The sequence below is a fragment of the Cupriavidus pauculus genome (assembly GCF_008801835.1).
In the GTDB taxonomy this organism is placed as follows: domain Bacteria; phylum Pseudomonadota; class Gammaproteobacteria; order Burkholderiales; family Burkholderiaceae; genus Cupriavidus; species Cupriavidus pauculus.
Genome location: NZ_VZOW01000006.1, coordinates 66999 through 89733 on the forward strand (window position 1 = coordinate 66999; position 22735 = coordinate 89733).

The following is a 22735-nucleotide window of genomic DNA, read 5'->3' on the forward strand; positions in this document are numbered from 1 at the left end:
TCATACCTCGTCCTAGTAGCAGTCGCCGTAGTAGCCGATGGGAATTTCGCCGACCGTAGTCGGTAGTTGAACAACGTCGTAGTCATTGCCGGCATAGAGGGTAACCTCCGTATCGAGCCAGAGAGGGCTCGGCCCATGAACAAGGTCGCCAAATATCTCGTGCATCAGTTTTCCCTTTCTGTCATACAGGCGGGAGTAGCCGACAAAGCTGTCGCTGCCTTGTCCTGGCATCCCAATGCCAACAAGCAGCGCGATGAGGTTCAGGTTCTGATATCGCTGCACGTAGTAATCATGATTCGGGCTGTAGCAGCGGCCGCCAAACGGCTCACCTTGCTTCCACCACCAATAAGTGCCATAGGCAACCGCACAAAACAAAATACCAGCCGCTAACCATTTTAGTTTTACGCTCATCGTTTGCAATCCTTCCCTAACTGCGACGCTATTCGCGCGGTGTGCTAGAGCGCAACGTATTTCACATTAGCCGGCAACCATATGACGTCCGAAAAAACATAGAAATCGCCACCCTCATTTCTGGCATGCTGCCACCGACGAAAATCGGTATTTTTCACTGGAACAAAGCCTGGAAATTCCCCGGCTCTCAATTCATTGGAGTACGACTTGTATTTCGCTATCTCAAGCTTGGTGAGACACCGTTTTCGACTCCAGATACCCAGCCCGAATAATTCATCCTCATATCTTCGCGCATTGAAGTCGTAGGTATCGCGAACGTAGACGCCCATGCGCTCTATTTCGAATATACTTTATTCGAAAATATCCCACGGGATGTTTTCCCCACAAGCGCAAGCTTCAACGTGGCATTGAATATCGCCCCAAAGAGATCGTCTAGCGTATCGAAATACGAACCGAAAGTCCTGTAATTCACCTGGCAGGTCCTATCGAGCTCCCATGCATTTTCCAGGCCATACCCTAGCTTGATCTGCTTGCCCGGAGACCATCCAGCTTTTTTCAAATGCTTAACAAGTTGGTCTCGTCCATTTTTTGTGTTCCAACCCTGGCAAAGATCCTCAAATACAGGGACGACACGCGGAAACTCAAGAAGCCACTTCATCTTTACTATCTGGCTATCAACTTGACTTGCTGGTAGTAATCGAGGATCCCCTGCGTCTTCGCCCCTCAGGTGAGCAGGCATCGCCCAAGCCGGCTTCGTCGAAAACCATCGACGCATCAGGGCCGCGGACACCCGCCATCCCATCCGGTCCATCGCAACGGGAATCTCGTCGAGATACATCACGTCCGCCTCGACCACCTTTCCTTGCCGATTGCTCACCGGACTCAATATCGAAGTCGCTACGCTCATGGCCGAATTCCCATCTCCGTTTGCACCAGATAGATCAGCGACACCGCCTCCGGCGCGCTGCCGCACGCCGCGGCAGTCGTGCCGTCGGCCAAGGTGACACCTTCGAGATCTCCGGACGCGGTGCGAACGCACCATGCAAAGCCCGCCGCAGGCAGCCCGGTCTCGCGGCTGTGAATGACGAAATGCTCGTCAAAGGCGGTTGATTGGGACGCACGTTCCCGATCGAAACCGGACGAAAAGCCACCCTGCGCTGCTCCGACATCGGGATTAACCATCCAACGCCGCCCGTACACAGGAGTGATCCGGGGATGACGCGCGCATTTGCAGAGCACGAGGTCGCCGCCCAGCGCCTGGCGCGCTCCTCCTGCCGTGAAGTCAATCATCCGGTTTCTCTGCGGCGACCCGGGCGCCCTGGCGATTGGGCCCGCGCTCCGACAGGCGTCGCACCATGCCTGATCCCCAAGCAGCGCCAACCTGCGCGGGCGGCCGTCCTCACCTTCGATGGTGCTGTGCGAGGCGCCGGGAAAGACCCGGCTTCCGGCACCGCTATCCAGCGGATCGTCTTCGACTGCTGCGTAGTAGATTCCCACCATCGCCTCTGTGGTCGATACGGAAACCAGCAGTCAACTCAACTGACGATGCAGCGCCAATCACATTTTCATTAAATATGTAACCGATACCGCGCAAATGGGCCCTGAAACCCGCCCACCGCCCACCCCGGCCAGTTCAGCCTTTTCGTGTATCCTTCAATCACTCTCCACCACGCGCTAGCCGCGACATGAACGACCCTTACCCCAGTTCGAAATCTGCCAACCACAAGCAGACGGATCGCCCCAGATCCCTTCTCGAACGTCTTTCAGATTTCATCTCCCCCGAACCCGACACGCGCGCTGAACTGCTGGAAGTGTTGCAGGATGCGCATGAGCGCAACCTGATCGACGCAGATTCGCTGTCGATGATCGAGGGCGTGTTCCAGGTTTCCGAGTTGACCGCGCGCGACATCATGGTGCCCCGCTCCCAGATGGACGCGGTCAATATCGCCGATGCGCCGGAAAGCTTTATCCCGTACATGCAGCAGACCGCGCACTCGCGCTTTCCCGTGTACGAGGGCAATCGCGACAACATCATCGGCATCCTGCTGGCCAAGGATTTGCTGCGCTATTACACCGACGAGAATTTCGACCTGCGCGAGACCTTGCGCCCGGCGGTGTTCATCCCGGAATCCAAGCGCCTGAACATCCTGCTGCGCGAATTCCGCATCAACCGCAACCACATCGCGATCGTTGTCGACGAGTACGGCGGCGTGGCGGGGCTTGTCACGATAGAAGACGTGCTGGAACAGATCGTGGGCGATATCGAGGATGAATTCGACCTCGATGAAGACCAGGACAATATCCTGCCCACCGCCGACGGCGCCTGGCGCGTGCACGGACTGACCGAGATCGAACAGTTCAACGAAGCGTTTGGCACGGCCTTTCCCGATGACGATGTCGACACCGTCGGCGGCCTCCTGACTAACCACGTTGGCCACGTCCCGCATCGCGGCGAGGTGATCACACTGCCGCCGATCCGCTTCGAAGTGTTGCGCGCCGATGCGCGGCAGGTCCATCTGCTGCTGGTGCGCCGCGAAGCGCCGGCCGAACCAAACGGCCTGGCTGAGGCATGAAGCGTGTCGGCACGCCCGACGCCGTGGGCAACCGTCGCGCCGATCTACCGCCTGGCCTTCCAGCACGCTCCGCCACGGACCCGCTGGCCGCCGATCCATTCGGCAGCGCCTCACGCAGGGGTCTTGTCTATCGCCTGCTGATCGCAGCCGTGCTGGGCGTAGCGCACACGCAGGCTTTTGCGCCGCACGACTGGTGGTGGCTGCAGATTCTGTCGGTGGCCGGTCTTGTGGCATTGATCGCCGATGCTCCGCGCCCGCGCACCGCTGCGGCCACGGGTTTTGCCTTCGGGCTGGGCTGGTTTCTGTCGGGTATCTGGTGGCTTTACATCAGCATGCACGTCTATGGCGAAATGCCGGCATGGATGGCTGCGCTGGCGGTGGTGCTGTTTGCCGGCTACCTGTCGATCTGGCCAGCGCTGGCAGCTGGCACATGGCGCTGGCTGACCGCACGCTCAGACGCCGGCATTCTGGCGGCGCTGGCGTTCGGCGCCACATGGGCGCTGTCCGAATGGCTGCGCGGCGTGGTCTTCACGGGCTTTCCGTGGCTAGGTAGCGGCTATGCGCATACCGACGGTCCGCTCGCCGGCTTTGCGCCGCTGGTCGGCGTCTACGGCATTACCTTCCTGGCGGCCAGCGCGTCGGGCCTGCTGGTTGTCGGCATCGGGGCATGGCGGCGGCGCCAGCGCCACGGTGCACGCTCGCTGGCCGCCGCGTCGGCGGTCATCGTTGCCGGCGTGCTGGGCGGCGGCGCGGCACTCGCTCCGATCGCCTACACGACGCCGACTGGCAAACCGATCCATGTGCGTCTCTTACAGGGGAACGTCGCCCAGGACATCAAGTTCGAACCGGCCGGCATCCAGCGCTCGCTGGAACTGTATCGCGACCTGATTACGGCGGAACCGGCCGACCTCGTGGTCACGCCCGAGACTGCGTTCCCGGTGATCCTGCAGGAATTGCCGATCGACATCGCCAAGGCGGTGCGCGCATATATGGAGAGGACCGGCACGACCGTCATCTTTGGTGCGGCGGGCGCCGATTCACCGGTGGATTTCACCAACAGCGTGTTTGCCATCGGCCCGGAACAGGAACAGCTCTACCGCTACAACAAGCATCATCTGGTGCCGTTCGGCGAATTCATCCCGTTTGGTTTCCGGTGGTTCGTCGACATGATGAAGATGCCGCTGGGCGATTTCCGCCGCGGCACGCTGGACCAGCCGGCCGTCCCGGTGCGCGGCATCCATGTGGCGCCGAACATCTGCTACGAGGATCTGTTCGGCGAGGAGATCGCCACCACGCTGCGGCAGCAGGCCACGCCAGCCAATATGCTGGCCAACGTGACCAACCTGGCCTGGTTTGGCGACACCATTGCGCTGGACCAGCATCTGCAGATCTCGCGCATGCGCGCGTTGGAAATGCGCCGGCCGATGCTGCGCGCCACCAATACGGGCATGACGGCGGTGGTCAGGCCGGACGGCAGCGTCCAGGCCAAGCTGCCGACGTTCGAGATCGGCACGCTGAGCGCCACCGTGCAAGGCATGCAGGGGCTGACACCGTATATCCGCTGGGGCAACGTGCCGGCCCTGGCGGGCAGCGCGCTGGTCTTGTTGCTGGCCTGGCGCGCGCGCCGGGCGCGGCGTCCTAGCTGACCAGCGAGCTTGCCAGCGACACGGCGGCCGCGGCGGCCATCACTGCGAGGGCGACGATATAAGGTTTGCGAGACAGCAGCGACATGACCAATCCCCAAAAATAGTTATCGAAATCCTCCGGATCGCATTGCAGTTTTTGCGCCTGGGACCCCTGGGCCTTGCGATCCGGCTTGCAGCCGTTTGATTTTCATGCGTGGCTGCATGCTTGCACTGTATCCAAAAATGGTATCGGCACGTATCAGACGGTTCTGAAACCCATGTCAGGATTTACCCGACCCGTTGCGCCGCGCCGACACCGCGAGCATGCATATTCCGTGCCCTGCCCCCTGTATTTCCTGCCGCCTCGCGGCTGAGCCGGAGCAAAAACCCGATAGAATTCAAGGTTTGGCAATTCCGTCGCGAGACGTATCGCGCACTTGCCTGCCGGCTTTCTCATTCGTCTTCTTATGCTGACCTTCCAACAAATGATTCTCACCCTGCAGGCCTACTGGGACCGGCAGGGTTGCGCGTTGCTGCAACCGATCGATCTGGAGGTCGGCGCGGGGACGTCGCATGTGCACACGTTCCTGCGCGCGATCGGCCCGGAGCCCTGGCGCGCCGCCTACGTGCAGCCGTCGCGCCGGCCCAAGGACGGCCGCTATGGCGAGAATCCCAACCGGCTGCAGCACTACTACCAGTACCAGGTGGTGCTCAAGCCCGCGCCCGAGAACATCCTCGAGCTGTACCTGGGATCGCTCGAAGCGCTGGGGCTGGACCTGAAGCAGAACGACATCCGCTTTGTCGAGGACGACTGGGAAAACCCCACGCTCGGCGCCTGGGGCCTGGGCTGGGAGGTCTGGCTCAACGGCATGGAAGTGACGCAGTTCACGTACTTCCAGCAGGTCGGCGGCATCGACTGCAAGCCGATCACTGGCGAAATCACCTACGGCATCGAGCGCCTGGCGATGTACCTTCAGAAGGTCGAGAACATCTATGACCTGGTGTGGACCGAGTGGGAAGAAAACGGCGTCACGCGCCGGCTTACCTACGGCGACGTCTATCACCAGAACGAGGTGGAACAATCCACATACAACTTCGAGCACAGCAACACGGAGATCCTGTTCCGCCATTTCGCCGAACATGAAGGCGAAGCCAAACGCCTGATGGGCGATACCGGCGAGAAGAACGAGGACGGCACGCCGAAGACCAACGACACGCGCCTGGCGCTGCCCGCCTACGAGCAGGTACTCAAGGCGGCCCACACGTTCAATCTGCTCGACGCGCGCGGGGCCATCTCGGTCACCGAGCGCGCCGCATATATCGGCCGCATCCGCAATCTGTCGCGCCAGGTGGCGCAAGCCTATTACGATTCACGCGAGGCGCTTGGCTTCCCGATGTGCGGAGCCCGTTCATGATGGCGCGCGTGCGCGGCGCGTTCGCGCTCGCCGCGTTTGTGTTGCCGCTGGCCGTACCGGCGGGCCTGCCGCTGGCGGGCGCAGCCCATGCGGCGGCGCGCGCGGCAGCCGCGCCCGCGCCCCAGGCGCTCTACCTGCCGGCGGATCTGACCAATATCTGCGAGGCCGACTCGCAGGCGCTGCAGCAAGCCATCACGCGGCATTGGCGCCCGTCGCTCAACGCGATCGATCAATGGACGCAGCTGGTGCGCTCGTTCTCGTGCGATCTGTCTGGCTCGCGCGATATCGGCTGGCACCGCGTGCCGCTGCGCGCGTACGAAAGCGCGATCCGTTATCCGCTGCAGTGGGTCGAGTGGGAGGAGCATAACGGCCGCCCGCGCCGCTCCGTGCGCACCTACTATTCGGCGTCGCAGTTACCGCAGAAGATCGATTTCTTTGTCGGCGGACGGATCGACGAAATCCGCTACGACCGCCGCGCGCAGCGCATCGACGCACGTTTTCCAGCCGCGGGCTCCCGCGGCGCTTCCGGCGCGGTGGCGCAATGCGCCTACACCACGCTGCAATTCCGCCAGCAGAACGGCCTGTGGCTGCTGTCTGGCGTGGAACCCAATCTCGCGCCGCGCTGCTGACGCGCGCGCCCATACCTGTTGGATAGATTCATGTCGCAACCCATGACCGATTCGCTGCTGATCGAACTGTTCACCGAAGAACTGCCGCCCAAGGCGCTGGCCCGTCTGGGCGAGGCCTTCGCGCAAGGTCTGTTCGATGGCCTCGGCGCACGCGACCTGCTCGACGCCGGCGCCGCCGTGACGCCGTACGCCACGCCGCGCCGGCTGGCCGCGCTGGTCACCGGCGTGCGCAAGACCGCGCCGGACCGCGAGCAACGCGAGAAGGTGCTGCCCGTGACCGTGGCGCTCGACGCCAGCGGCGCACCCACCGCCCCGCTGGCCAAGAAGCTCGCGGCACTGGCCAAGTCCGTCGGCGTGGCCGAGATCGACTGGCAAACGCTGGAGCGCGCCTCGGACGGCAAGGCCGACGCGTTCTTCTACCGCTACACCGCGCGCGGCGCGACGCTGGCCGACGGCCTGCAGGCGGCGCTGGACGATACGCTGGGCAAGCTGCCGATTCCGAAGGTCATGAGCTATCAGCGCCCGGACGGCACGACCGTGCATTTCGTGCGCCCGGCCCACAGCCTGATCGCGCTGCATGGCGCGGAAATCGTGCCGGTATCGGTGCTCGGCCTGCCGGCCAGCAACGTCACGCAAGGCCACCGCTTTCTGTCGCAGGGCGCGATCGAGATCGCCCATGCCGCCGAGTACGCCGCGCAGCTCGAATCGCAAGGCCACGTAGTGGCCAGCTACGCCGAGCGCCGCGAGCGCATCCGCAGCGCGCTGCTCAAGGAAGCTGGCGCGGATCAGGTGGTGATGCCGGACGCGCTGCTCGACGAAGTGAATTCCCTGGTCGAATGGCCGGTGGTGTACCCGTGCCACTTCGAGGAAGCGTTCCTCGCCGTGCCGCAGGAATGCCTGATCCTGACCATGCAGACCAACCAGAAGTACTTCGCGCTGACCGACGCCGCCGGCCATCTGCGCAACCGCTTCCTGATCGTCTCGAACCTGGCCACCGACACGCCGGAATCGATCATCTCCGGCAACGAGCGCGTGGTGCGTCCGCGCCTGGCCGACGCCAAGTTCTTCTTCGACCAGGATCGCAAGAAGACGCTGGCATCGCGCGTGCCGCTGCTTGCCAACGTGGTCTATCACAACAAGATCGGCACCCAGCTGGACCGCGTGCAGCGCTTGCAGCAGATCGCCGGCCATATCGCCGATGCGATGAACGCCGCCGGCGCCGCGACCGACAAGGCCGCCGCAATGCGCGGTGCGGAACTGGCCAAGGCCGATCTGCTGACCGACATGGTGGGAGAATTCCCCGAGCTGCAAGGCACGATGGGCACCTACTACGCGCGCCATGACGACGAGGCCGAGGACGTGGCGCTGGCCTGCTCCGAACACTACCGTCCGCGTTTTGCCGGCGACGCACTGCCGCAAGGCAACGTCAGCACGGCCGTAGCACTGGCGGACAAGCTGGAAACGCTGGTCGGCATCTGGGGCATCGGCCTGCAGCCCACGGGCGAGAAAGACCCGTTCGCGCTGCGCCGCCACGCGCTGGGCATCCTGCGCATGCTGATCGAAAAGCCGCTGGCCGTGTCGATCGACACGCTGCTCGATCTGACCGGCCAGGCGTTCGCCGGCATCGCCGCCGTGAAGCCGTCGCGCGACGCCATCGCCGACTTCCTCTACGACCGCCTGCGCGGCTACCTGAAGGAAAAGGGCTACACCACCAATGAGGTGGAAGCGGTTGTGAGCCTGCGTCCGCAATCGCTGCACGACGTGCTGGCGCGCATGGAAGCCGTGCGCACGTTCGCCGCGCTGCCCGCGGCCGAAGCGCTGGCCGCGGCCAACAAGCGCATCACCAATATCCTGAAGAAGACCGACGAGGCGATCGGCCAGGTCGATGCGTCGTTGTTCCAGGAAGCCGCCGAAGGCGCGCTGTACGAAGCCATCGAGCGCGTGCGCCCGGGCGTGGAAGCGGCCTTTGCGGGCGGCGACTTCACCGCCGCGCTGCGCGACCTGGCCCAGCTGCGCGACGCCGTGGACCGCTTCTTCAACGACGTCATGGTGATGGCCGAGGACGCACGGCTGCGCGCCAACCGGCTGGCGCTGCTGGCCACGCTGCACGGTCTGGCCAATCGCGTGGCAGACATTTCGAAGCTGGCGTCCTAAGCTGTCATCACGCCGCATCGGAGCGCACCATGCCACAGGCCCAACCGAAGTTCGTCATCCTCGATCGCGACGGGGTGATCAACCTGGACAGCGACCAGTTCATCAAGACGCCCGATGAATGGGTGCCGATCGAGGGCAGCCTCGAAGCCATCGCCATGCTGAACCAGGCCGGCTATCGCGTCGCGATCGCCAGCAACCAGTCGGGCATCGGCCGTGGGCTGTTCGAGATGAGCGCGCTCAACGCCATGCACGAGAAGATGTACAAGGCGCTGGCCAATCTGGGCGGGCGCGTCGAGGCGGTTTTTTTCTGCCCGCACACCGCCGCCGACAACTGCGACTGCCGCAAGCCCAAGTCGGGCCTGTTCGAGCAGATCGGCGAACGCTTCGGCATCGAGCTGCGCATGGTGCCGGTGGTCGGCGATTCGCTGCGCGACCTCGACGCCGGCGTGGCGGTCGGCTGCATTCCGCACCTGGTGCGCACCGGCAAGGGCGCGAAGACGCTGGCCCAGGGCGGACTGCCCGCCGGCACGCGCGTGCATGACGATCTGGCCGCCTTCGCACGATGGCTGATTGCAGAGAGCGCCCATAAGGCGCCAGCAGCCAACGCCGGCGCCCATTCCATGAATTCCGGTCCCGACCGATGACCTTTATCCGCTCCCTGCTGTTCGCGCTGTACCTGCTGATCCTGACGCCGCCTTACGCATGCGCGTGCTTCATCGTTTTCCCGTTCATGAACGCGGAAAACCGCTTTCGCTTCGTGCGCGGCTGGCCGCGCCTGGTGATCGGGGCCGCCCGCCTGATCTGCGGCATCCGCTACCGCATCGAGGGCATGGAAAAGATGATGGCAATGCTGGACAAGCCCGTGGTGCTGCTGTCCAAGCATCAGTCGGCATGGGAAACGATCGCCTACGTCGCGCTGATGCCCAAGCCGCTGTGCTTTGTGTTCAAGCGCGAACTGCTGCTCGTGCCGTTCTTCGGCTGGGCGTTGGGCATGCTCAAGATGGTCCACATCAACCGCAAGGACGGCACGCGCGCGTTCGCCTCGGCCGCGCGCCAGGGGCGCGAACGGCTCAACGAAGGTGCGTGGATCATCATGTTTCCGGAAGGCACGCGCACGCGCTCGGGCGCGGAGAATCCACGCTACAAAAGCGGCGGCGCGCGGCTCGCGGTGGAAACCGGCGCGTGGGTCTTTCCGATGGCGGTCAATTCGGGCCGCTACTGGCCGCGCAACTCGTTCCTGAAGTATCCCGGCACCATCACGATTTCGATCGGCGACGCAATTCCGTCGGCCAACAAGACCGCCGATGTGCTGAACCAAGAAGTCGAGGCGTGGATCGAGGCCGAAATGCGGCGCATCGATCCGGAAAGCTATCGTCACGCAAGAAGCCAGACCACCGCATGAAGCTGCTGCGCCCCACCGCCGACCCCAACGCGCAGCTCGAACTGCCGCTGGCGGAGCCCGCGCCTGCCGCACAGGCGCCGCAAAACCTGCTCGCGCCCCAGGCCGATCCGGCCGCGCCCAGCGCCGACGTGTGGCCGCCGGCGCTGCCCAACGGCCGCATGCTGCAGATCGGTGAACGCACGCTCCATTACGCGCTCAAGCGCTCGTCGCGGCGCACCATCGGCTTCACCGTCGACGATCGCGGGCTGTCGATCACCGCGCCGCGCTGGGTCACGCTGGCCGATGTCGAGGCGGCCATCGTCGAAAAACAGCGCTGGATCTTCGCCAAGCTCGGCGAATGGCGCCATCGCGAAGCGCGCCGTGTGTTGCCCACCGTGCAATGGCGCGACGGCGCGACGCTGCCCTTCCTGGGCAAACCGATCACGCTGCAGCTCGATTCGCCGGTCGGCGCATTGCTGTTCCAGGCCGATACGCGCGTGTTGCACCTCGCGCTGCCTGGCCATGCCGACGAGCAGCAGATCAAGGATCGCGTGCAGGGATGGCTGCAACACCAGGCGCGCCGCCTGCTGTCCGAACGGCTCGAACTCTATGCGAGCAAGCTTGGCGTGCGCCATACGGGCTTCGCGCTGACGTCGGCCGCCACGCGCTGGGGCAGTTGCACCGCCGATGGCAAGATCCGGCTGAACTGGCGCCTGATGCATTTCCCGTTATCGATGATCGACTACGTGGCCGCGCATGAACTGGCGCATCTCAAGGAAATGAACCACGGCCCGCGCTTCTGGGAAACCGTGGAATCGATCTTCCCCGAATTCCGCGACGCGCGCGCCCAGCTGCGTGCGCATCCGCCCGAACTGCTTCCCACCTTCTGAGCTTCCCCGGCTAGCTGGCTTCCGGGCGCGCTCGCCGCACGCCGCAAGGCGGCGGCCGATCGATGCGCATGGGCCGCCCGGATCGCACGCGGCGGCTGTCGCGGCGCGTTCACGCCAGGCGGAATAGAATACTGGCCTTCGCAGTCATCACAACCTGACTCAGGTAAAGGTAAAGGCCCCATATGCGACTTCTCCACACCATGCTGCGCGTTGGCGACTACCAGCGCTCGATCGATTTCTACACGCGCGTGCTGGGCATGCAACTGCTGCGCGAAAGCGACAATCCCGAATACAAGTACCGGCTGGCCTTTGTCGGCTACGGACCGGAATCGGAAACCGCCGTGCTGGAGCTGACCTACAACTACGGCGTCGACAAGTACGAACTGGGCACGGCCTACGGTCATATCGCGCTGGAAGTGCCGAATGCGGCCGAGGCCTGCGAGCGCATCCGCGCCGCGGGCGGCAAGGTCACGCGCGAAGCCGGTCCCGTCAAGGGCGGCACGACCGTGATCGCGTTCGTGGAAGATCCGGACGGCTACAAGATCGAACTCATCGAACGTCATTCCACGCGCGACGCTGCTCGTCCCTGAACGGACGGGTAATGAGCACGCAAACCATAACAAGGCGCCCGCTGGACGGCACGGCCATCGGACTGATGGTGCTGCTGTGCGCCGCATGGGGACTCCAGCAGGTGGTGATCAAGGTCACCGCCCCGTTGATGGGCGCCGTGCTGCAGGCCGGCGTGCGCTCCGCGATCGCGGCGTTGCTGGTGTTCGGTTTCGCCGCATTGCGCGGCACGCCGCTTTGGGAACGTGACGGCACGCTGCGCGCGGGGCTCGTTGCCGGCGTGCTGTTTGGCGCGGAATTCTTCTGCATCTTTGTCGGACTGGGCCACACCACCGCATCGCGGATGGCCGTCTTCCTCTATACCGCGCCGATCTTCACCGCGCTGGGCCTGCATCTGTTCGTGCCCGGCGAGCACCTGCATCGCGGCCAGTGGCTGGGCGTGGTGCTGGCGTTCTTCGGCATGGCGCTGGCGTTCGCCGACGGCATCGTTGCAACCTCCACGCATGGCAGCACCCTGTTGGGCGATGCATTGGGCGTGGTAGCGGGCGCGCTGTGGGCCGCCACCACCATCGTCGTGCGCGGCAGCAAACTGTCGCATGCGCCGGCCAGCAAGACGCTGCTATATCAGTTGGGGGTGTCGGCGCTATTGCTGCTCGTGATGGCATTGGCCGCGGGGCAGGCGCATCGCGTGGAAATCACCGGGATCGTGGTAGCGAGTCTGTTCTACCAATCGGTGCTGATCGCCTTTGCCAGTTATCTGATCTGGTTCTGGCTATTGCGCCAGTATCTGGCGTCGCGCCTATCGGTATTTTCGTTTCTCACGCCGCTGTTCGGCGTGGCATTCGGCGTGTTGCTGATGCACGATCAGGTCGGCGTGCGGTTTGCCGTGGCGGCCGTGCTGGTGCTGCTGGGAATCGTGCTGGTGAACCGCAAGGCGTAAGCGGGTGCCCCGCCTTGCGTGCGCCCGCTCTGGCGCGCACGCAAGAGCGGGAATGGCGGCCACGCGCCGCGCTTTACTTCGGGAACGAGAACATGCCCAGCGCGCCGCGCACTTCGTCCAGCGTCTGCTGGGTCAGTTCGCGCGCCTCGGCCGTACCCTTCTTCAGGATGTCGAACACATAGCCCGGATCTTGCGCCAGTTGTTCGCGGCGCTCGCGGATCGGCCGCAGCAGTTCCTGCAGCACGCCTTCGACGCGGCGCTTGAGCACCATGTCACCCAGACCGCCGCGCTGGTAGTGTTCCTTCAGCGCCTGCACTTCCTCGACATTCGGATCGAACGCATCCAGGTACGTGAACACCACGTTGCCCTCCACCTGGCCGGGATCGGACACCTTCAGGTGATTCGGGTCGGTGTACATCTTGTGCACGGCCTCGCGGATCTGGTCGGGCGACGCGCCGAGCGGAATCGCGTTGCCCTGCGACTTACTCATCTTGGCCTTGCCGTCGACGCCGGGCAGGCGCCCGTGCTTGGGGATCAGCGCGGCGGCTTCGGGCAGCACATCGCGGCCCACCTGATGATTGATACGACGCACGATCTCGTTGGTCTGCTCGATCAGCGGCGCCTGGTCTTCGCCCACCGGCACCAGCACGGCCTTGAAGCCGGTGATGTCGGCCGCCTGCGACGCCGGATAGCAGAGGAAGCCGGCCGGGATATCGCGGCCAAACCCGCGCGCCTGGATTTCTTCCTTGATCGTCGGATTCCGTTCTAGGCGCGACACGGTAACGAAATTCAGATACATCAGCGTCAGCTCGGCCAGCGCCGGCAAATGCGACTGCACCGTGATCGTGGTCTTGGCCGGGTCGATGCCGACGGCCAGGTAGTCCAGCGCGACCTCCAGCACATTGCGCCGGACCTTGTCCGGATCGTGTGCGTTGTCGGTCATTGCCTGCGTGTCGGCCAGCAGCACATATTGCTTGTGCGAATCCTGCAGGCTCACGCGGCTCTTCAACGAGCCAACGTAGTGGCCCAGGTGCAGCGGTCCGGTGGGACGATCTCCCGTCAGGATGACGGGACGCGTATCGGTCTTTGTCTGGTCTGTCATGAGCGTCGCTAAGACTTCAGGGTATTCAGGAAACGGTTTCGGCCATCACGCCGCGCCGAGCGCGGGCGGCACGGCATTCTTGCCAACGATGCGCGCCAGTTCGACGTATTCGGCCACGGCCACTTCCTCGGCGCGGCGGCCAAGGTCGAAGCCAAGCGCGTCGAAGTCGACCTGATCGCGCAGAAAGGACAGCGTATTGCGCAACACCTTGCGGCGCTGCGAAAACGCGGCGGTCACCACATCGCCCAGCACGCTGGCGTCGCACGCGGGATACGGCGAGCGCAGCGAGCCATCTTCGGCGCGCGGCCACGGAATCATCCGCACCACAGCGGAATCGACCTTGGGCGGCGGGTTAAACGACGCGGGCGGAACATCGAGCACGTGTTCCATGTGATAACGGACCTGCAGCATGATCGACAGGCGGCCGAACGACTTGCTGCCCGGCCCGGCGACCATGCGCTCCACAACTTCCTTCTGCAACATGAAATGCTGGTCGCGGACGTGATCGGCAAAGTCCATCAGGTGGAACAGCAGCGGACTCGAGATGTTGTACGGCAGGTTGCCGACGATGCGCAGCGCGCGGCCCGGTTGCTGCAGCCGGGCGAAATCGAACGCGAGCGCATCACCGGCATGCACCGTGATGCGGTCGCTGTAGCGGCGGCGCAGGCGCTCGACCAGATCGCGGTCGAGCTCGACCACCTGCAAGCTCGGCAGGCGCTCCAGCAGCGGATCGGTCAGCGCGCCGAGCCCCGGGCCGATTTCGACCACGATGTCGTCTGGCTGCGGATCGATCGCATTGACGATGCCGTAGATGATGCCGTCATCGACCAGGAAGTTCTGCCCGAATCGTTTGCGGGCGACGTGGCCCTGGTGCACATTTGAACGCATAAGTCAGTGGCGGCCATTGGCGGGCGCGCCGTTGTCGTGGCGCCCGCTGGCATGACCGGCCATGGTAATGGCACAGCGGATGGCTTCTATCATGCTGCCGTGCTCGGCCTGGCCGGTGCCGGCCAGATCGAGCGCGGTGCCATGGTCCACCGATGTGCGGATGAAGGGCAGGCCCAGCGTGACATTGACGCCGTGACCGAAAGTGCCGTACTTGAGCGGGCCCAGGCCCTGATCATGGTACATCGCCAGCACGCAATCGGCATCGCGCAGGTGGCGCGGCTGGAACAGCGTATCGGCCGGATAAGGGCCGCGTGCGTCGATATCGGCATCGCACGCCTGCGCCAGCGCGGGCATGATCACGTCGATTTCCTCGCGGCCCATGTGGCCCGCTTCTCCGGCATGCGGATTGAGGCCGGTGACCAGGATGCGCGGCCGCGCGATGCCGAAATGGCGGCGCAGATCGTGATCGACGATCCGCAGCGTCTCCACCAGCATCGGAATGGTCAGCGCATCGGGCACCGCGCGCAGCGGCAGGTGCGTGGTGGCCAGCGCCACGCGCAGCATGGCGTTGTCGTGCGCGGGCTGCGGCCCGGCCAGCATCATCACCACGCGCGGCACGGCGGCGCGTTCGGCCAGGTATTCGGTGTGGCCCGTGAATGGCACGCCGGCATCGTTGATCGTGCTTTTCTGCACTGGCGCCGTGATCATCGCCGCATAGCGGCCCGCCTGCAGGCCATCGATGGCGGCATCGAGCAGCGCCAGCACATAGCGGCCGTTGCGCGCGTCCAGATGCCCCGCCTCGCAGTCCACGCCCAGCGCGATGTCCTCGACGATCACATCGCCATCGGCAATGCGCCGGTTCCACGCATGCGCCACGCCCAGCGCCTCGGCGCGCTGCGACAGCAGTCGCGCATCGCCGATCACATGGAAGCGGCAGCCGTTGCCGCGCCCCTGGTTGCCCGCGCCGGGCGCGCCATGATGGCCGGCAAGCTGCAGCAGCGCCCCGATCGTGATATCGGGGCCGATGCCGGCGGGCTCGCCGGTGGTGATGGCCAGGGACAGCGGCGCGGCGGCAGGTGAAGGGTCGGGCATGGCGAAGTCGGCAGCGGATCAGCGCTGGCGGTTGATACGGTATTCCACGTACGCCGCGCTGCGCAGCTGACGCACCCAGTCATCATAGGCGGCGCGCAGCTTTTGTTCGCGCACTTCCTGACGTGCGAAATCACGCTGCTTCTCCGCGGAGACTTCCGTCTCGCGGCGGTTTTCCACCTGGATCAGGTGCACGCCGAACTGCGAGACCACGGGATCGGAGATTTCGCCCGGACGCAGGCGGTTCATCGCCTGTTCGAACTCGGGCACCAGCTCGCCCGGCGACACCCACCCCAGCTCGCCACCCTGCGACGCCGAGCCGTCCTGCGAATAGCGGCGCGCCGCATCGGCAAAGTCGCCGCCATGCGTGATGCGGTCGCGGATCGTCGCCATCTGGCGGCGCGCTTCGGCTTCCGGCATGTTCGGGCCGGTGCGGATCAGGATATGGCGCACCTGCGTCTGGGTGATGTGGTCGGTTGCGGCCGACTGCGCGGCGGGCGCGGTGCGCTTGGCGGCCAGCTTGATCACGTGATAGCCGTTGGCGGATTCCACCACTTCCGGCGCAATGGCGCCCTGCTGCAGATCGACCACAGCATTGGCGAACACGGCCGGCAGGCGGCCGATCTCGCGAAAGCCCAGCGAGCCGCCCTGCGCGGCTTCGGGCGCCTCGGAATTCGACTTGGCCAGCTCGCTGAAATCGGCGCCGCCCTGGGCCTGCTTGAGCAGCCCCTCGGCCTTGGCCTTCAACTGCGCCTTCTGCGCGTCGGAGGCGTCCTCGGGCACCCGCACCAGAATCTGCTGAACGTTGTATTCCGCCGGGCCGACGGCAGCCGACTGCCCGCTGCGCGCGGCCAGGAAGTTGTCGATCTCGCCGTCGTAGACCTGCACCTTCGAATCGACTTCGCGCTCGCGCAGCCGGATCACCTGCACCTGCTTGCGCAGCTCGTCGCGATACTTCGTCCACGTCATGCCGCTTGCCTCGACGCGACTGCGCAGTTCGGTGGCCGACATCTTGTTCTGCTGCGCCACCGATTCGATCGCGCGATCCACTTCCTGATCGGTCACCTTGATGCCGGCCTCTTGCGCGGCCTGCGTCTGCACGCGTTCCATCACCAGGCGTTCGAGCACTTCGCCAAGCAGATCCGCGCGCTCGGGGATCGGCCGGTTGGCCGCGCGCATCTGGTTTTCAAGCTCGTCGGCGCGATCGAGCAGCTCGCGGCGCGTGATCACGCTGTTGTTGACCACCGCCACGACTTCGTCCACCAGTTGCGAGCGCTTCTGCGCCGGCTGGGGCACGCCAAGCTGCGGCTGGCTGGGCGCCACGGTGCTGCTCTGGCCCGATTGCGGCAGGAAGATGCCCTGCGTGCGGGAGCTGCCTCCCGGCGCGCGCAGCTGCGCGGAAGCCGGCGCCGCCAGCGTGACGAGGAGCGCCGAAAGCAGCAGCGGCTGCCAGGAATTCAGGCGGGACAACCCGGAAAAGGCTTGACGTTTCATCTTGGTCCGTCATTCATAGTGATCGTACGGAGACGTAGGCACAGGACGTGCCGTGACCGGTTCGTAGCCCGGTACGTTCAACCGCAGCATGTCCAGCGGATTGGAACCCACCTTGGACAGGCCGCGGAATTCCACCTGCAGGAAGATCCGGCCGGTGTATCCGTTGGTGGTGTTGCGGAAGCGCTGGTAAACAACGCGGCCCACCCAGCAATCGGCCGCGTATTCCAGACCGGCCAGCGCATCCACGAGCTGGTTGGCCGATTTGTCGAACGCCACACGGCCAATGCCGTAGGTGCGCTGGGTGATCGGCCACTGGCCGGACATCTCGAACTGGTCGATGGCGGTGTTGTCGGTCACCGAAGTCGGCCTGCGATAACGATAGCCGACGTTCAGCAGCTTGCGCGATTCCGGCCGCCATGCGAATGCGACGTTCGAGTAATTGACACGATTCTGATCCGGATTCCACTGGATGCCGGCGTCGAGATAATAGCCGCGGAACATCTGAATCGTCGTGGCGGCCAGCAAGTCGGAATATGTCGGCTTGGTGTCCTGCAAGGTGCCGTTGATCTGCACGCGCTGGCCGGTGAAATCGATGCGCTGCGCGATCGTGCCGCGGAAACGCTCGACACCGGTCTCGGATTCGATCAGGCGCGTGGTCAGGCCGGCGGTCAGCTTGTTGTTGTCCGCAATCCGGTCATTCCCGCTGAACGGATTCTCGCTGAAAATCTGCCCGTAGCTGAAATCTGACTGCACCGTGTCAAACAGCGGGAATGCGCTCTGGTCGCGGAACGGCGTGTAGACATAGAACAGGCGCGGTTCCAGCGTCTGCGTGTAGTTCACGCCGAACAGCTTGCTGATGCCCGGTGCGTCGCGCTCGAACGTCATCCCCGAATCGAGGCTGACCGTTGGAATCGTGCGGCTCAGGGTATTCGGCGCACCGGGGGTGTTGGTGCCCGCATCCATGTTGTACTGCGCCGCGTTGAAGATCACCTTCGGCGTCACGTACCAGCCCGGACGAATCACCGGATAGCTGATCGTCGGCTGGAAATAGGCGCGACTGCCTTCCGGCAATTGGGCGCCGGACGAATTCAGCAGCGGAATCTTGAAGCGCGTGTAGTCGGTGTCGACCGAGATGTCGAAACCGCCGAGGTCGTAGCGCGTGTACTTCGCATTCAACTGCGGTTCACGCTCGTAGGACGGATCGCTGGGGCGCAGCGTCTGGAACTTCTGCACCCGCGCCATGAACGTGAAATCCTGCCAGCTGTAGATTACGCCGCCCTCCTGCGTGTACTGCCGCAACGTCGATTGCGACACGCTACGCGTCAGGTCGTCGGGATACTGGTCGTCCGAAACCTTGCTGACGTTGGCATACGCCGTCATGCCCGGAATGATCCGCTGCGAATGCTGGATCGAGTAGGCCCAGCGGTCGCGGTCGGCCTTCTTGTCGTCGGGCAGCAGCTCGGCGCGGATCCGTCCGGCGTAGCCGTCGCCGATATAACGGTAATCGCCGCCCAGTTGCACGCCGCGCGACGACAGGATGCGCGGATACAGCGTCAGGTCGCGATTCGGCGCCAGGTTGAAGTAATACGGGACCGTCATGTCCAGCCCCGACTTCGACCCGTAGCCGATCAGCGGGGGCAGCACGCCGCTGCGGCGTTCGTCGTTGAGCGGGAACGAGAACGCGGGCGCGCCGGCCACGGGCACGCCAAAGAAGTGCAGCACGCCGCCATACGCGACGCCCACTTCGCGGTCGCTGTCCAGGTCGAGCTTGCGCGAGCTGAAGTACCAGTCGGCGTTATCGGGCGAACACGTGGTGTAGGTGGCCTTCTTGAGCGTGCTGCGATCCGGATCCAGGAAATCCACGCGCTCCGCGCTGCCGGAGCCGCCGGTCTGCTGGAAATAGTAGTCCGGCGACAGCATGTAGCCCTCGTTGGCCTGGATGCGCATGCGCGCTGCCGGCCCGACCGCCAGCGTGCCGCCCTTGGACAGGCGCACATTGCCGGTGGCGTGGGCTTCGTCGGTGTCCTGGTCGTAGGTCAGCTTGTCGCCCTTGACCACGGCGCCATCGCGGCGCAGCGCCGCATTGCCTTCGAGTTCGACGCCCTTCTCGTTGTAGCCGGTCATGCGGTCGCCGGACACATAGGCCGGCGCATTGGGATTCGACGGCGTGGACGAGGGCGTGACGCCCAGGGTGCTGCCGCCGGTGGCCGGACGCGGCTTGGGCTCGGCCAGGCGCGGCACCAGTTCGCCCGATTCGGGCGGCGGCGGGGGCGGCTCGGCGCTCTGCGTCACGACCGGTTCGGCCAGATCGATATTCGGAATCGCGGATCCCGCGCCATACTGCGCGTGCGCACTGACCGAAAGTCCCGCCATGGCCAGCACGAGCGGCCGCAAGGCGCTGGCTGGCGCGCACGCGCGACGGGGCTGGCCCGCCAGCGCAGGCGGTCGGGTGGCCGGATGATGCGGTGATCGTCGTTGTTCGGTCATGCAAACGGTTATCGGTCGGCTCGGCGGCGGGCGCTTGTGCGGCGGCACGGAAAACGGCTGCCGGCAGCTCCAAAGCCCAATGCCAAAGCGGGCTGCGGAGCGACAAAGGCCCCTCCCGAGGGCCACCCGGCGCCCGGGTCTGGTCGGGTATTATACGGGGCATCGTATTCTCCCTTTCCGGCATGGCAGCACTTATTCTCGACCCGGGCCACGACCCGCGCATCGAACAACTCAAAACGTGGGTCGCCGGACTTGGCGCGGCCTGGTCGATCGACCCGGATTCGTGCGCTCCCGCATCGGCCGACGCGAGCTTTCGACGCTATTTCCGCGTGCGCACGGGGCATCCGGCGCATCCGACCGCGATCGTCATGGACGCCCCGCCGGCGCACGAGGACTGCCGCCCGTTCATCCATGTCGCCAAACTGTTTGGCGACGCCGGTGTGACCGTGCCGACGGTGCTGGCCCAGGATCTGGCGCAAGGCTTCCTGCTGCTGGCTGATCTGGGCAGCCAGACGTATCTTTCGCGCCTGGACGAGCCGTCGGCGCGCCAGCTGTACGCGGACGCCGCGGCAGCGCTGGTGCAGATCCAGCTGGCCACGCGCCCCGGCGAACTGCCCGCGTACGACCGCGCGCTGCTGACGCGCGAACTGGACCTGTTCCCGCAGTGGTATGTGGCAAAGCATCTCGGCGTGACCCTCGACGAGCGCCAGCAGGCCGACCTGCGCGAGGTCGTCGACGCGATCCTGGCCAACAACCTGGCCCAGCCGCAGGTCTACGTGCACCGGGACTACCACTCGCGCAACCTGATGGTGCTGCCCGAAGGCGCCAGCGTGGGGCCCAACCCGGGCATCCTCGATTTCCAGGACGCCGTGATCGGTCCGATTACCTATGACGCCGTATCGCTGTGGCGCGACGCCTATATCGAGTGGGAAGAAGAACAGCAGCTCGATTGGCTGATCCGCTATTGGGAACGCGCGCGCCGCGCCGGGCTGCCGGTGACGGCCGATTTCGGCGACTTCTATCGCGATTTCGAATGGATGGGCCTGCAGCGGCACCTCAAGGTGCTGGGCATCTTTGCGCGCCTGTACCATCGCGACGGCAAGGACGGCTATCTCGCCAACCTGCCGCTGGTGCTGAAGTACACGCGCAATGTGGCCGGCCGCTATTCGGAAATGCGCAAGCTGGTGCGCCTGCTCGACGCGCTGGAAGGCACTGAACGCCCCACCGGGCTCACATTCTGAGCCGTGACCCATCGTTCCGAAACACTCAACGATCCGCTCATCACGCGCCGCGGCGAATGGTGGGCGGGTGTGCGGGCGCTTGCGCCGATGCTGCTTGGCGTGGTGCCGTTTGGCCTGATCTATGGCGTGCTGGCGGTCAATGCCGGTATGCCGGCGTGGCTGGCCTGCGCGATGAGCGCCGTGGTCTTTGGCGGCGCGTCGCAGATGATCCTGACCCAATTGTGGTCCGCCGGCACGCCGGCGCTGATCATTGCCTTCACCGTGGCGATGGTCAACCTGCGTCACGCGCTGTATTCCGCCACGATCGCCGCGTCGATGGCGCCACTGCCGCGCCGTTGGAAGGCGCTGATCGCCTACCTGCTCACTGACGAAGCGTTCGCGGCCATGACGCGCCGGCTCGGCGACGAGGGCCCGCGTGCGCGCTATCGCCACTGGTTCTATTTCGGCGCCGGCATTGCGCTGTGGTCGAGCTGGCAGCTTTCCACGCTACTCGGCGTGCTGGTTGGCGCACAAGTACCGCGCGACTGGCCGCTCGATTTCTTCCTGCCGCTGACCTTCATCGCGATCATCGTCCCGAACCTCAAGCATCGCGCTCAGGTGGCTGCCGCACTGGTTGCCACGGCGCTGGCCGTGGTTTGCTACGCGATGCCGCACAAGCTGGGCATCATGGTGGCGGCGCTGGGCGGAATCGCGGCGGGCATGCTGCTGCTTGGGCGCAACAACCGCGGCAGCGGCCAGCGCGCGGCCGCCCGGTCCGACAGCCAGGAGCATGCGGCATGAGCCAGATGACCTTGCTCTGGGTGTTCATCGGCGCGGGCATGGCCACGTTCCTGATCCGCCTGTCGTTCATCGCCGTGGAAGGCCGCGTGCGGCTGCCGGCGTGGTTCCGCACCGCCTTGCAGTTCGTGCCGGCGGCGATGCTGTCGGCGCTGATCGCACCCGATCTGCTGATGCGCGACGGCGCGGTGTTCGTGAGCCCATATAACGCGCGACTGATTGCCGGACTGGTGGCGATTGCGATCGCCGCGCGCACGCGCAGCGTGGGCTGGACCATTGCCGGCGGCATGGCCACGCTGATTGCCCTGGAGACTCTGATTTGAAAGCGATGATCTTCGCCGCCGGGCGTGGCGACCGTATGCGCCCGCTCACCGATGCGTGCCCGAAGCCCCTGCTGGCGGTCGGCGGCAAGCCGTTGATCGTCTGGCAGATCGAGGCACTGGCGCGCGCCGGCCTGAGCGAGATCGTCATCAATCACGCCTGGCTGGGCGCGCAGCTGGAAGACGCGCTCGGCAGCGGCGCTGCGTTTGGCGTGCGCATCCACTGGTCGGCCGAAGACACGGCGCTGGAAACGGCGGGCGGCATTGCCAAGGCGCTGCCGCTGCTGGCCGGCCACGGCGACGACGTCTTCCTGGCCGTGTCGGGCGACATATTCTGCGATTTCGATTACCGCACGCTGCTGCCGCGCGCCGACGCAATGCGCGCAGCCGCGCGGCCGCAAATGCATCTGGTGATGGTGCCGAATCCGCCCTTCCATCCGCGCGGCGATTTCTGCCTGGGCGCCGACGGCCGGCTGGCGCTGCCGTCGGACGCCACGGCGGGCCAGGCGCTCACGTTCGGCAACATCGGCCTGTACGACACGCGCCTGTTTCGCGATATCGAGCCGGGCCGGAAGGTGGCGATGTCGCCGTATTACCGCGAGGCCATCGCCGCGGGCTGCGCCAGCGGCGAACGCTTCGACGGCCGCTGGGAAAATGTCGGCACGCCCGAACAGCTGGCCGCGCTGGATCGCTCGCTGCACACGTAGTTGCACCGCCCCACGATGGCGCGGCGCCTGCGCGCCGCCCGCATC

General features: G+C 65.1%; 23 protein-coding genes. 14 read left to right on the forward strand and 9 right to left on the reverse strand.

All coding sequences use genetic code 11. From position 1 onward, the window contains the following. Positions 1 to 12 precede the first annotated feature (12 nt). From F7R19_RS09300 to F7R19_RS09310, 4 genes are read right to left on the reverse strand one after another with little or no spacing between them, the layout of a single operon-like run. Positions 13 to 411, reverse strand: a complete 399-nt coding sequence (locus F7R19_RS09300; protein WP_150980077.1) for a hypothetical protein — start codon at positions 409 to 411, stop codon at positions 13 to 15. Positions 412 to 455: 44 nt separating this feature from the next. Next, a complete protein-coding gene (locus F7R19_RS30605) occupies positions 456 to 740 on the reverse strand; it encodes a DUF6402 family protein (protein WP_407648714.1) in 285 nt (94 codons plus the stop codon). Positions 741 to 745: 5 nt separating this feature from the next. Next, the gene (locus tag F7R19_RS09305; protein WP_150980078.1) at positions 746 to 1318 is read right to left on the reverse strand and encodes a DUF6402 family protein; all 573 of its coding nucleotides are present in this window, start codon (positions 1316 to 1318) and stop codon (positions 746 to 748) included. Continuing rightward, complete coding sequence (locus tag F7R19_RS09310) at positions 1315 to 1701, reverse strand: hypothetical protein (protein ID WP_150980079.1); 387 nt, start codon at positions 1699 to 1701, stop codon at positions 1315 to 1317. The genes F7R19_RS09305 and F7R19_RS09310 overlap by 4 nt, the downstream gene beginning before the upstream one ends. Before the next feature lie 395 nt (positions 1702 to 2096). On the opposite strand from F7R19_RS09310, the gene F7R19_RS09315 reads away from it, so the two are divergent. The 10 genes from F7R19_RS09315 to F7R19_RS09360 all read left to right on the forward strand — a co-directional run bounded on the left by F7R19_RS09315 (position 2097) and on the right by F7R19_RS09360 (position 12585). Beyond that, a complete protein-coding gene (locus F7R19_RS09315) occupies positions 2097 to 2984 on the forward strand; it encodes an HlyC/CorC family transporter (protein WP_061954826.1) in 888 nt (295 codons plus the stop codon). Next, entirely contained in the window at positions 2981 to 4630 is a 1650-nt protein-coding gene (gene lnt, locus F7R19_RS09320; RefSeq protein WP_150980080.1) for an apolipoprotein N-acyltransferase, read from the forward strand. The genes F7R19_RS09315 and lnt overlap by 4 nt, the downstream gene beginning before the upstream one ends. A gap of 446 nt (positions 4631 to 5076) precedes the next feature. Then, the gene (gene glyQ, locus F7R19_RS09325; protein ID WP_061954823.1) at positions 5077 to 6024 is read left to right on the forward strand and encodes a glycine--tRNA ligase subunit alpha; all 948 of its coding nucleotides are present in this window, start codon (positions 5077 to 5079) and stop codon (positions 6022 to 6024) included. Then, a complete protein-coding gene (locus F7R19_RS09330; protein ID WP_061954821.1) occupies positions 6021 to 6653 on the forward strand; it encodes a hypothetical protein in 633 nt (210 codons plus the stop codon). Before glyQ ends, F7R19_RS09330 begins: the two co-directional genes overlap by 4 nt. Positions 6654 to 6683: 30 nt before the next feature. Continuing rightward, positions 6684 to 8807, forward strand: a complete 2124-nt coding sequence (gene glyS, locus F7R19_RS09335) for a glycine--tRNA ligase subunit beta (protein ID WP_150980081.1) — start codon at positions 6684 to 6686, stop codon at positions 8805 to 8807. A 29-nt stretch (positions 8808 to 8836) separates the two neighbouring features. Beyond that, entirely contained in the window at positions 8837 to 9451 is a 615-nt protein-coding gene (gene gmhB / locus F7R19_RS09340; protein WP_061954818.1) for a D-glycero-beta-D-manno-heptose 1,7-bisphosphate 7-phosphatase, read from the forward strand. Then, positions 9448 to 10209: a lysophospholipid acyltransferase family protein gene (locus F7R19_RS09345; protein ID WP_150980082.1), complete on the forward strand. Its 762-nt coding sequence runs from the start codon at positions 9448 to 9450 to the stop codon at positions 10207 to 10209. The genes gmhB and F7R19_RS09345 overlap by 4 nt, the downstream gene beginning before the upstream one ends. Continuing rightward, a complete protein-coding gene (locus F7R19_RS09350; protein WP_150980083.1) occupies positions 10206 to 11078 on the forward strand; it encodes a M48 family metallopeptidase in 873 nt (290 codons plus the stop codon). Before F7R19_RS09345 ends, F7R19_RS09350 begins: the two co-directional genes overlap by 4 nt. A 182-nt stretch (positions 11079 to 11260) precedes the next feature. Beyond that, positions 11261 to 11668, forward strand: coding sequence for a lactoylglutathione lyase (gene gloA, locus F7R19_RS09355; RefSeq protein ID WP_061954812.1), 408 nt, complete (start codon positions 11261 to 11263; stop codon positions 11666 to 11668). 11 nt (positions 11669 to 11679) lie between these two features. Then, positions 11680 to 12585: a DMT family transporter gene (locus tag F7R19_RS09360; RefSeq protein WP_150980084.1), complete on the forward strand. Its 906-nt coding sequence runs from the start codon at positions 11680 to 11682 to the stop codon at positions 12583 to 12585. A 73-nt stretch (positions 12586 to 12658) separates the two neighbouring features. Here F7R19_RS09360 and trpS read toward each other — a convergent pair whose 3' ends face one another. The 5 genes from trpS to F7R19_RS09385 are packed head-to-tail and all read right to left on the reverse strand — an operon-like array spanning position 12659 to position 19645. Next, on the reverse strand, positions 12659 to 13687 hold the full coding sequence (gene trpS / locus F7R19_RS09365) for a tryptophan--tRNA ligase (protein ID WP_061954808.1): 1029 nt from the start codon (positions 13685 to 13687) through the stop codon (positions 12659 to 12661). 45 nt (positions 13688 to 13732) lie between these two features. Continuing rightward, positions 13733 to 14575, reverse strand: a complete 843-nt coding sequence (rsmA, locus tag F7R19_RS09370; protein WP_150980085.1) for a 16S rRNA (adenine(1518)-N(6)/adenine(1519)-N(6))-dimethyltransferase RsmA — start codon at positions 14573 to 14575, stop codon at positions 13733 to 13735. A gap of 3 nt (positions 14576 to 14578) precedes the next feature. After that, positions 14579 to 15667: a 4-hydroxythreonine-4-phosphate dehydrogenase PdxA gene (gene pdxA / locus F7R19_RS09375; protein WP_150980086.1), complete on the reverse strand. Its 1089-nt coding sequence runs from the start codon at positions 15665 to 15667 to the stop codon at positions 14579 to 14581. Positions 15668 to 15685: 18 nt separating this feature from the next. Next, positions 15686 to 17158 (reverse strand): peptidylprolyl isomerase, encoded by a 1473-nt coding sequence (locus F7R19_RS09380; protein WP_061954801.1) that lies wholly within the window; start codon positions 17156 to 17158, stop codon positions 15686 to 15688. A 9-nt stretch (positions 17159 to 17167) separates the two neighbouring features. Further along, the gene (locus F7R19_RS09385; protein WP_150980087.1) at positions 17168 to 19645 is read right to left on the reverse strand and encodes an LPS-assembly protein LptD; all 2478 of its coding nucleotides are present in this window, start codon (positions 19643 to 19645) and stop codon (positions 17168 to 17170) included. Between the two features lie 182 nt (positions 19646 to 19827). Between F7R19_RS09385 and F7R19_RS09390 the strand changes: the two genes are divergently transcribed. The 4 genes from F7R19_RS09390 to murU all read left to right on the forward strand — a co-directional run bounded on the left by F7R19_RS09390 (position 19828) and on the right by murU (position 22690). Then, complete coding sequence (locus F7R19_RS09390; protein ID WP_150980088.1) at positions 19828 to 20886, forward strand: aminoglycoside phosphotransferase family protein; 1059 nt, start codon at positions 19828 to 19830, stop codon at positions 20884 to 20886. An 87-nt stretch (positions 20887 to 20973) separates the two neighbouring features. Then, a complete protein-coding gene (locus tag F7R19_RS09395) occupies positions 20974 to 21666 on the forward strand; it encodes an AzlC family ABC transporter permease (protein WP_211922722.1) in 693 nt (230 codons plus the stop codon). After that, on the forward strand, positions 21663 to 21986 hold the full coding sequence (locus F7R19_RS09400) for an AzlD domain-containing protein (protein ID WP_061954794.1): 324 nt from the start codon (positions 21663 to 21665) through the stop codon (positions 21984 to 21986). The genes F7R19_RS09395 and F7R19_RS09400 overlap by 4 nt, the downstream gene beginning before the upstream one ends. Next, positions 21983 to 22690, forward strand: coding sequence for an N-acetylmuramate alpha-1-phosphate uridylyltransferase MurU (gene murU, locus F7R19_RS09405; protein ID WP_150980090.1), 708 nt, complete (start codon positions 21983 to 21985; stop codon positions 22688 to 22690). The genes F7R19_RS09400 and murU overlap by 4 nt, the downstream gene beginning before the upstream one ends. Positions 22691 to 22735: the final 45 nt, after the last annotated feature.